At 58.7% G+C, this 7,593-nt stretch carries 7 protein-coding genes; 2 read left to right on the forward strand and 5 right to left on the reverse strand.

Features of this window, described 5'->3' with window-relative positions:
• Positions 1 to 421: recombinase family protein (locus tag AS25_RS08510; protein ID WP_035964300.1), on the reverse strand; the 421-nt coding region annotated here is incomplete at its 3' end.
• A 657-nt stretch (positions 422 to 1,078) separates the two neighbouring features.
• On the opposite strand from AS25_RS08510, the gene AS25_RS08515 reads away from it, so the two are divergent.
• Complete coding sequence (locus AS25_RS08515) at positions 1,079 to 1,525, forward strand: GNAT family N-acetyltransferase (protein WP_172644431.1); 447 nt, start codon at positions 1,079 to 1,081, stop codon at positions 1,523 to 1,525.
• Between the two features lie 140 nt (positions 1,526 to 1,665).
• Here the strand turns inward: AS25_RS08515 and AS25_RS14245 are convergent.
• Positions 1,666 to 2,495 (reverse strand): IS5 family transposase gene (locus AS25_RS14245; protein ID WP_156960936.1). Its coding sequence is split into 2 segments (ribosomal slippage): positions 1,666 to 2,150 and positions 2,150 to 2,495, totalling 831 coding nucleotides; the frame shifts between segments, so codons are not numbered across the junction.
• Between the two features lie 113 nt (positions 2,496 to 2,608).
• Here AS25_RS14245 and AS25_RS14630 point away from each other — a divergent pair.
• Positions 2,609 to 4,078 (forward strand): hypothetical protein, encoded by a 1,470-nt coding sequence (locus AS25_RS14630; RefSeq protein ID WP_156960937.1) that lies wholly within the window; start codon positions 2,609 to 2,611, stop codon positions 4,076 to 4,078.
• 348 nt (positions 4,079 to 4,426) lie between these two features.
• On the opposite strand, the gene AS25_RS14635 is transcribed toward AS25_RS14630, so the two are convergent.
• The 3 genes from AS25_RS14635 to AS25_RS08535 form a co-directional block, all read right to left on the reverse strand.
• Positions 4,427 to 5,578 carry a hypothetical protein gene (locus tag AS25_RS14635; RefSeq protein ID WP_156960938.1) on the reverse strand — a complete coding sequence of 384 codons (1,152 nt, stop codon included), beginning with the start codon at positions 5,576 to 5,578 and terminating at the stop codon, positions 4,427 to 4,429.
• On the reverse strand, positions 5,571 to 6,086 hold the full coding sequence (locus tag AS25_RS14250; RefSeq protein WP_172644432.1) for a DUF4365 domain-containing protein: 516 nt from the start codon (positions 6,084 to 6,086) through the stop codon (positions 5,571 to 5,573). The genes AS25_RS14635 and AS25_RS14250 overlap by 8 nt, the downstream gene beginning before the upstream one ends.
• Before the next feature lie 236 nt (positions 6,087 to 6,322).
• Positions 6,323 to 7,593, reverse strand: a 1,271-nt coding sequence (locus AS25_RS08535) for a type ISP restriction/modification enzyme (RefSeq protein WP_367379155.1), incomplete at its 5' end; no start/stop codon positions are given.

Below are 7,593 nucleotides of genomic sequence, written 5' to 3' on the forward strand. Positions count from 1 at the left end.
CCTTCGCCGCGGCCACCGACCGGGCATGAGCAGCCCGCTCGAGGGTGTAGGTGCGCTCCATCTGCCCGAACAACGCCAGCAGCACCACCGCCAACTGCGCCATCGGATCACTCGGATTGGTGGAGTCCACCTTGATCGGGTCCGCCAGGTTGCGCACCCCCACCCCCCGCTCGGCGAGGTCATGGATCAGGTTCAAGGTGTCGCGCACCGTGCGCCCGAGCCGGTCCAGGGTGTGCACCACGATCACATCACCCTCCCGGGCGTAGGCCAGCGCCGCGGTCAGCCCGGGACGCTCCGTGGTGGCCCCGGACTTCTTGTCCACATAGATCCGCTCGGCGGCGATCCCGACCTGCCGGAGGGCATCGATCTGCCGGTCGAGGTCCTGTTTGGCCGTCGAGACCCGCGCGTAGCCCAATTCCATGCGCCCAGCGTACCGGAAGTCGGTTCCGTACGACCTAAATGGTTCAGCACTTTTGGTCCAAGTTCTGGTACAGGAATCGCCGATCGTGCACATCGGGCAAGGATCCCCACGCGGGCCGTCCCACTACCAAGGAAGTGGGACAGTCGCCCGAGAGCGATCAACACGTCGATCACCTCGAGCTCGGCCGGCCCGACGACTCCGATCGGGACGCAAGACCTCGATGCCGCCATTTAGCTCCGTCAGAACACCGCCACTTATCGATGCGGTTCACACATGCGGACGCAAATTTCCCGGACGAGACGTCTCGCATCCCATGGCATGGGAGACAGTTGGCGTGAGCATGTGTTGTTCGTTTCAGGCGCCGGCGCCGACCTACCGTCGTCAACGTGGGCCGCCGCTACGCGAAGGTCAGCTCTGACGAAGTCCAATGGCAGCGATACATGGGCCCATCACAGACCGGTGACACGTCTCCACGCGGACCGGAAGCTAAGACCTGGTCTCAAAACAGCGTCGTAGAGTTGATGGTGGCCCATGACGAGACACCAGGAGAAAGCTCGGCATGGTGCCGACCTGTATCCATGGAGAGAGAAGGTCATCGTGGTCGTGGACACCTCCGTCATGAGGATCCGTCGGGCTTGTGCCACTGATGTCCCCGCCATGGTGGGACTGCTCGTACAACTGGGCTACACCCCTCAAGAGGACTGGGTGCGAATCTGGGTGAACGCCGCTTCGCCAGATGACCGGTGCCTGGTGGCGGAGATCGGGTCTCGAGTGGTCGGTCTGACCCACGTCCACCGGGTGCCGTTCTTGACCGAGAGCGCTTACAAGGCCAGGCTCACGGCCTTGGTGGTCGACGAAACCGAGCGTTCCCACGGTGTCGGCGCGTTGCTGCTGGAAGCAACGGAGCAGGTGACCCGGGAAATGGGGGCCACTGTATTGGAGCTTTCGACGTCGAACCGGCGCCAGCGAGCCCACCGGTTCTACGAACGCCACGGCTACATCCAGTCTTCGCGGCATTACCGCAAGGCAGTAGCGCCGCAGGTATCTGCCGCGCCGCCTGATCGTTCGATAGGCGGCTCAGGGGCGGTGTCAGCTGACGGGTGATTCCGTTTCGGACATTGTTGCGGTCGTTCACAAGCCTTCGGTCTGCTTGGGCGCCGTGCTGGAATTGGAGACGTAGCGCTCCTGACCGGTGGTCATTGGCGTGGGCACGACAAACGGCCTGAGACTTGAACGCGGTCGTATCACTGAGTCGCTTGCCGCAGTCGACGGACGTTGATGAGCGTGACGGCGAGCAGGAGGAGCGGCACCAGAGTGGCTTCGGTGCGGTCGTAGCGCAGCCCGAGGCGCTTGAACCGCAGGACCCAGGAGATGGTGCGCTCCACGACCCAGCGGTGCCGGCCCAAGTGGGTTTTGGCCTCGATCCCACGACGGGCGATCCGGGCCTTGATGCCTCGCCGGTGCAGGTAACGGCGGCACCTCGGGTAGTCGTAGCCCTTGTCCGCGTGCAGTTTCTCCGGGCGGCGCCGTGGCCGGCCCGGGCGCCCCCGTCGGCCACGCACGGATGGGGTGGTCTCCAGCACCGGCTCGAAGAGTTTGCTGTCGTGGACGTTGGCGGCCGAGGCCATTACGTGCAGGGGCAGCCCGGCCGCGTCGGTGAGCAGGTGGTACTTCGTCCCCGATTTTCCGCGGTCCGTGGGGTTGGGGCCGGTCAGCTCGCCCCCCTTTTAGCCCGCACTGACACCGAGTCGATGCTGCCCCTGGACCAGTCCAGCATCTGCTCCTCGGAAAGCTCATCGAGCACCCGCTGGTGCAGCTTCTCCCACACACCGGCTTCCTGCCAGTGGCGCAGCCGCCGCCAGGCCGTGTGCCCGGATCCGCAACCCAGCTCCGGGGGCAGATCCCGCCACCGGCACCCGGTATGGAGCACGAACAGGATCCCCTCCAAGGCCACCCGGTCATCGATCCGCGGCCGCCCACCAGGACCTCGAGGCGGTGGCTGGGGCGGAATGAGCGGGGAGACCAGCTCCCACAGCTGATCATCGACCATCCACTGGTGCTTCCTCTTGGCCATGCAGGCATGGTCGGCCAACCGAACAAGGACGAGCAACGGCCGATCGGGTTTTGAGACCAGGTGTAATGTGCAGCAGAAGGTGAGCAACAAAATCAATCTGGGTGGAGGCAAGTGTGACCGAGACTGCGGTGAACCTGGTCGATGATCGTCAGGTGACCGTCGAACTTCTAGCCAATCCGCTCAACTGGCGGGTGCGGGTGGTAGAGGAGATCTCGGTCGACACCGCGACCACATGTATGCGCCGGAGGTCATTGCAGGTAGCGCCCTTGCGCGAGCACATCGGCGCCGAAGTGCCAGAAGGCACTACTCACGCTCTGCTTGCCCTCTACGTCGCTCCGATGCCCCGCGGGCCGCTTTTGGACTTCGATGTAAAGGGCCCCGAAGGCGAGGGTTGGGTGCTTCCGAGGCTTGAAATAGCGGAGCGGCAGGCTCTCTACCTGGAAAAGGTGGCTACGTTTTGCGGACAAGAGGTAACCCCCGAACTGCACAAATTGCTAAGCGCAGTGTGTGGTTTTACAGGAGAGTTGCTGACCGATATTAACGGCTTGACTTTGGCAGAGTACCTCGAGGCTGGCTTGGACCGGCCTGTACCGCGCGAAACACTGGCCAAATGGGAGGAAATTGGCGAAATTTGCCGTAACGCATTGAGGCCCCGCCTCGATATATTTCGCGGCTACTCTGCTCCGGAGAATCCGGTACTAGTGCTACCGGAGTTATTTGCTGCCGGGACGCTAAGCACGGATGATGAGGCCACTGAATGGCTTGACCAGTATCGAGACTTAGTCATGGCCATGAAGCGGGAAGCGAAGAAGGCGGCGCCTAACGCAGCGGGAGAGTTTCTGGACGTTCTCGCTGATTATGCTAACAACTATGATTTAATGGTAGCAATGCGCGTTCCGCTGGATGAGCCGTTCTTGGTAAAAATCGCCGAACGCCGCGACGTCCATTTATCAACAGTACGCAATCGCGGCACTCAAGAACTTGTGATTGCCGACGCGCAGACAAACCATGTCACCTTTAAGGTGACGGACCCCAACGTCTGGATCCGAGACTTTCGCGCGTTGCAGCCCGGCTCAAATAAATATTCCTATGGGGCGTTCCAGACGCGCGAAGATCCCCAAAATCGCGCTTTCTATGCTCACGATGTTGACCGTGACTACCGAATACGTCTCAGTTTTCAACTTGGGTTGTTGCGTCGCCTCCAACTGGTGCCATACCTCGCCACTCTTCTGTTGGCGCTACTCATCCTCGCCCTAATGATTGAGCAGCCTACGGACCTACGTTCGCTGGCCCTCATCGTCGGTCCAGCAGCTCTTGCGGCCTCAGTGCTGCTAGGCAGAGAGCCCTCCACGCTCGGTTCGCGCTTGAGGTGGGTCAGCTCGGTCATCCTGAGTGCCACCCTGTTGACTCTGATCCTCGTCTCCGTCGTCCTATACGTATGGCATCCAGGTGATGATCAGACTGGAGGCGAGCCTGCTCCAGGACCGACCGTCTCCTCACAACCGAGTGTCCCGGCACGGGAGTCCGCACGTCCCACCTCGGCCCCGAAGTCCATACAACCAAGCGTCCCCACCAATGGGTAAGATGGGCGGCTAGGAGGCACCATGGCAAAGAACACTGGACACGGATCCCGACGTGGCGCTGTGACCGGACGATCCCAAATAAAGACGGCCTCAGGCACCTGGGTGAAGCGCAGCAGCTCCACCGGTCGGTTCGTACAAGCGAAACAAACCGGCGGCAGCTTCAAGGGTGTTCGCAAGGAAAAGTAGCCCAAGCCATCGATCGGCGCCCCACTGCGTCAATTGAAAGTGCCGAGACGCTACAGGTACTGCAAGCTGTAGCAAACTTTCAGTTGCCTAAAAATACAACGCTACGCCTGCCCATTGATGCGGATAGACAGCCAGCTCTTGGTATTAATTATTAATTATGCGCTATTCGTCAAAAATCATAGATTCATTTAGAGAATTGAATCTTTGGGGCGTCCGAATGAGAAGGCCCTTCGGTGTCGATTCGACTTGACCTTGAACAATTATGGTGTCGTGACTTTTGAACCAGTCGTGCGCTTGCGCCAGCTGTTCCCGGTTCAGAATGACATCAACACGACTTTGTCGGCCATTCCGGCTTGTTTCTATCGATGCGTGCCCAATAGTATCGCCTGGCCGGTCCGCCATTAGGCAGATGGGGCCTTTTAAGGTCTCAACCTTAGGCATGCGGGTCTTTTTAAATCGAGGAGCGACCATTTCCAGTCGAGTTCTTGCGTCTGATGGAATTGTCAGGTGCAGTGGAGCTTTAGATGGCGCTTCGATGCGGTCTGCCCAATCGACGGCTATGTCGAGATTAGCTACGGACTCATGTTTGACAATTGAACTGACTGCAGTGATCAATTCTCTGCTCACACCGAACTGCACGAGATCAGCTACGGCCGAGGAAGAAGGTTGCGACTCTGGCTGGATAATTACTCGATTAACGGCATCAAGTGCATCAATCAATGTACGAGTTGCTCGGCGAGCCGGAGGCTCGTGGTAGTGTCCGCCTATGTTTAGAGTATCTGTCGTATCACCAAGTTCCCGTTGTAGGGGTACAAGCAGTGGAAGAATATAGGATCCGCGTTCAGTTTGCCCAAAGCGAGCATTGTCGATCGCTTCATCCCCTTGGGCTGACCATTTACCACTTATCTGTGGTGTTGGGGTTAGCGAAGTTGTAGCTGCTGCGCGTAGCAGTCTCCATACGGATTGAAAAAGGTCCGCACCGGCCTTCGCAGGGATAGTATCTCGGATGTAGACGTCAGAGGATGCCCGGAAAGCAAAAGTGTCGATCCATTGTCCTCGAAGAACTAGCGCAGTATCTCTGGCAGACTGGCCTAGGTCGGCGGCGATGCGGGTTAGCACTCCAACGGTCTCAGGGGTTTCTACAGTCAGTTGATAAGGGATTCCGACTTGTCGACCGTGAGGAGACGACCACATCTCTCCACCACGACCACTGGAAGTGATGGACCATCCAATTCCACGCATGTAGTCAGTAAGATCGTCTCGAAGACCGTCAGTGGGAAGCACGCTTAGAACGGCGCGATCTACATCAAGCACCGTAGGTGTCCTCCATCTCTAGTGCGTGCCAGTCGGCAAGGGTTTCCGGCGTAAGGCGTCGCCCCCTCTCCACCTGAACAGTCCATGGCTCGGTGGTCCTGTCCCTGTCGACTTCTGCCCAGTATGCCGCGCAGTGGGCAGGTGTCTCGTCGTCGACGTCAAAATCGGCCCATGCATCAGAGTTTTCGGGAACAATCACTACAACAATGTAGGTTCGCGATTGGTTTCGCGCCCACTTTCGAAATGTCTTTTCGCCGATGTGATAAGACAGGGTGCCAGTCGTCCTGCCGAGCCGCCTGGCGGTGCACTTTACCTGCACCCGGGTATCAAACTGCGGGAAGCTCAGTAGGCAGTCGACTCCACTGACATCTTCGTCTGGGCTCGTCTCCACGAGCTTCACGCCCGCCTGTGCGCAAACAGCACGAAGGTAGGCCACGCCGTACCGAGCTTGCCGGAGACTTCTGCTCAGTTCCTGATGCGGAGCTAGCACCTCCACCACTTCGGTCACGTGGCATCCTTGCACGACCCGAGGGAAGTTAGCCCCGGAGTGGTCTGTGCTGTCATCACTGCCCTTCTCATCAAGCGATCCAACCCGTATTGCAGCCATGCAGTTGCTCAGCCCCTGGCGTCGCTGAAGCGGCGGCCTTCCACACTCGCCACCAACGGATTTCATGCGGCTGTCAACGGCAGTGCCAATCTACCCGGTTTGTGCAGGTTTTTCGGTGTCCAGCGCAATCTACCCTCTCAAAGCTTCGCGATCTCCAGCTTTGGCAACTGCGAGATCAACTCGACTGTGCGGACGCTGACTGTGGTCACCCTTTTGATGAGGTCCAGGATGTAACGAGGTTCTGCGTGTTCGGCAGCCCAGTCGTTGGGGTCGTTGATGATCCCTGATTTCTTGTCGACCTTGATTTGGTATCTGTCGATTAGCCAGTCAATACCGGACCGAGATCCGAGCATGTATTCGTGGGTTTCGGCCGGGATGCGCTCGAGGGTGATCCATGGGTTGTAGACCAGTTTGCTCTTGTCCTTCTCGGGCCCGTACTTCATCTTGGTTACTCGGTAGAGCTCGACGGCGTCCGCGGGGGCGCCATCCTTGATCACCTCCGTCAAGGGGTAAGGATCTGCCGCCTCGTAGCCTAGGTGCAGGCTGGCCAGTTGCTGGCCCATGGCAACGAAGACATGGAAGTCCTCGGTACTGGCGACTTTGGGAATACGCGGGAGCATTTTTGTTAAGTCCGCCGCATACATGGAGCGGTAGTCCGGGGAGTGCAGGAGGCCGTAGACGTAGTAAAAAACATCGTCCTTGATTACTTTTGCTCCGTAATAGGACTGGTAGTCGGCGAGTATTTCGTCGGTGATGTTATCGACTTTTCGATACCCGTACTTGTCGACGCCATGGTCCGAGGCACCGAGGTCAAACTGGCCTTCCGGCACATCTGCCTTCTCGTAGGTCCATCTCGGGAAGAACTGTCCGCCACTACCGGCTCCGGTGACATGTAGATTGGGCAAATCTTCCAGCATGATCGCAGAAAAGGGCACAGCAGATCCTGCGCCAACCACATAGAAGCCGACGTTGGTGTGCTCAGGAGCCGGGAACATAGAGGGCATCAGAAGAACCATCTCGTTGAGCCCACGATCGAAGTAGACATACTGCTTGGAAAACGGCCGGTACATGGCCAGACGAACCCCAGATGCCCTGAAATTGTGCTTTTTGTGCAAGGACAGGTCTTTGCGTAGACCGCGACTCCAGTTGATGAGCTTGGGATCAGCCTCAGCGTCCTCGAGGGAGACGACTCCCGCTTGCACTTGATCCACCTGGGCGTTGTAGACGTCAATCATCCGGCGCATGTTGGTTTCGACTGCACTGTGCGAGTAGTTGTAGCACCACGCGTCACGACTGGTGGATAGGCCGAGGCTGTATGTTTTGAAGACTGAAGCGCCCTGGGTCTGATGGAGACTCGCGCTATTTGATTCCGACCAGGTGTTCGCGGTCGGCTTGGACAGCATAGAAC

It is taken from the genome of Kocuria marina, assembly GCF_000786655.1.
GTDB classification, from domain to species: Bacteria; Actinomycetota; Actinomycetes; order Actinomycetales; family Micrococcaceae; genus Kocuria; species Kocuria marina_A.

What these genes read in the sequence shown, in the direction of transcription:
- AS25_RS08515 (WP_172644431.1), top strand. Translation starts at nt 1,079, where the DNA reads ATGGTGGGACTGCTCGTACAACTGGGCTACACCCCTCAAGAGGACTGG.